Raw genomic sequence first — 2,012 nt, forward strand, 5'->3', positions numbered from 1 at the left:
CCTTACTCATAGCGAACTCCTTTCACTGCATAATTCCAATCGGCTTTTCCTTGCCACAAATAAAACTGACTGACACAAATCAGGCTCAACATGATTGCAGCACCCAGGTTATGAGCCACTGCGATGTAAATCGGTAACTGAAACACCACGTTGCTAATACCAAGCGTAATCTGGCAAGCCAGCGCCATCCCAAGCCACATACCGACTTTCTGTGAATGGTGCGAGTCTTGTTTCATCAACACCACACAATACGTCAGGACAACCACTGCGGTGACCATCGCGCCGATTCGATGAGAGACATGAATTGTCATCCTCGCGGGGTATTCCAACACACCAAATTCATAATTGTCGTGCCCCGTTTGCCAGAAAGAGAACGCCTCTTTCCAATCCAAGTAGTTCATCCAATCTCCTTCGCAAATGGGCAACGTTGTACACATCAAAGCCGCGTAGTTTGATGAAGTCCAACCGCCGAGCAGAACTTGGGAGAACACAATCAAAAAGGCAAACACCGAAAACAACCTAACCGACCGAGAGGAGGGGGAAAAATAAAGATTGTCTCTCGCTTTCAGTTGGCAATAAAACACCGCTTGCAGCGCGAGTAAGGTGAACCCACCAAGCAGATGAAGCATGACAATGACAGGCATCAGTTTTAGAGTCACCGTCCACATACCTAACATCGCCTGCCCCACAACCAAAAAGCTGAGCAGAATAGGAATGGATGGGTTCACGCGTTCAGTTCGAATAGCAATAACGGTAATAGCAAAAATCACCATGCCGAGTGTTCCAGCAAAATAGCGATGAATCATCTCTAGCCACGCTTTTTCATGCTCAATCTCGCGTTCTGGAAAATTGATGTTGGCGCGCAGAACATCGTCTTCATGGTGTGGTACAGAAAAGTGACCATAACACCCCGGCCAGTCAGGACATCCCAAACCCGCATCCGACAAACGGGTATAGGCACCCAACATGATGACGACTAACGTCAGGCACAAACTTAATCTAACCAACTTTGTTAACGTCATGATGCGCTCCCTATCCCACTCGCGACAATTTGAGCAACTTACGCAAATCCGCCAGCATATCTTTGCTGAGTTTGACCAAATCTTCGTTTGGCTCTGCGGTGTACGACATCACCAGCTGCCCCAGAGGATCCACAATCAGCACTTGCCCTTGTTGCACTTTTGCCGCCACGTTCTCATTCATCGCCATGGTTTCCATCGGCATTTCTATCGTGTCTGATGTTGTAGAAGTCCACAAAACTGGCACAACGCGTTCTTGATACTTGCCTAAAGCAACATGGCTTTGTTTGAGTAAATAGAGCTGTCTTTGACATTGGCTGTCGCAAGAATCAGGCACCACATAAGCCAGTTGCCAACCGTGCACCGCCGGTGGAGCAGATTGGCCTAACTGCGCTAACGTTGTGTACGGTTCGATGAGCTTTCCTCGGTTTGTCACGCCCGTTTCGTACCAGCCTTGCGCCAAAATCAACTTTGCAACAATCGCTGGTAAGGCGAATAAGCAAATCAGTGCGATCAGCACAAACCGCCCTTTTGTAACTTGAGATGTCATGCCTCACCTCCTTGTGATGCCGCTTTTCTAAACCATCGAATACACACAACCATTGTGAGCAGTAAGAACACGCCAGCCATCACAAACCACTGTACGGCATACCCAAAATGCTTCGCGCTCGTGAGTGGAAGTGGATTCCAAGGAAATGGATATGCCCAGTTTTCTAGGTTGTCTGGCTGCAACACAGCCGGCATCAGCTCTACATTTAACAACTCATTGAGCTCGGAAATATTGAGGTTTTGGACTCGAATCCCCTCTCCCATTTCTGGCATCAATTCTGAGCTTAACGGATTCATTGATTTGCGATACAAACGTCCGGTTACGTTTGTGGGGCTCGTCAACGTCGTTACGGTTGGTAAAGAATCACGAGTTCGCCGCCCTTCGACGAAACCCAATTCTAAAAGCGCTAAGGTTATTGGATCCTGACCGACAGAAACCACTTG

3 protein-coding genes are annotated in these 2,012 nt (G+C 48.1%); all 3 read right to left on the minus strand.

Annotated features, from left to right (window positions below; all coding sequences use genetic code 11):
- Positions 1–2: 2 nt before the first annotated feature.
- The gene (locus tag R7P69_RS24485) at positions 3–1,022 is read right to left on the minus strand and encodes a COX15/CtaA family protein (RefSeq protein WP_024703305.1); all 1,020 of its coding nucleotides are present in this window, start codon (positions 1,020–1,022) and stop codon (positions 3–5) included.
- Positions 1,023–1,032: 10 nt separating this feature from the next.
- The gene (locus R7P69_RS24490) at positions 1,033–1,569 is read right to left on the minus strand and encodes a hypothetical protein (RefSeq protein ID WP_017447843.1); all 537 of its coding nucleotides are present in this window, start codon (positions 1,567–1,569) and stop codon (positions 1,033–1,035) included.
- Positions 1,566–2,012, minus strand: a 447-nt coding sequence (locus R7P69_RS24495) for an SURF1 family protein (protein ID WP_318121718.1), incomplete at its 5' end; no start/stop codon positions are given. The genes R7P69_RS24495 and R7P69_RS24490, both read right to left, overlap by 4 nt.

This window comes from Vibrio sp. 661 (assembly GCF_033339315.1).
Lineage (GTDB): Bacteria > Pseudomonadota > Gammaproteobacteria > Enterobacterales > Vibrionaceae > Vibrio > Vibrio alginolyticus.

Bases quoted from the DNA above. Each gene is read 5' to 3' on its own strand.
- R7P69_RS24490 (WP_017447843.1), bottom strand. From the start codon at position 1,569: ATGACATCTCAAGTTACAAAAGGGCGGTTTGTGCTGATCGCACTGATT.
- R7P69_RS24485 (WP_024703305.1), bottom strand. From the start codon at position 1,022: ATGACGTTAACAAAGTTGGTTAGATTAAGTTTGTGCCTGACGTTAGTC.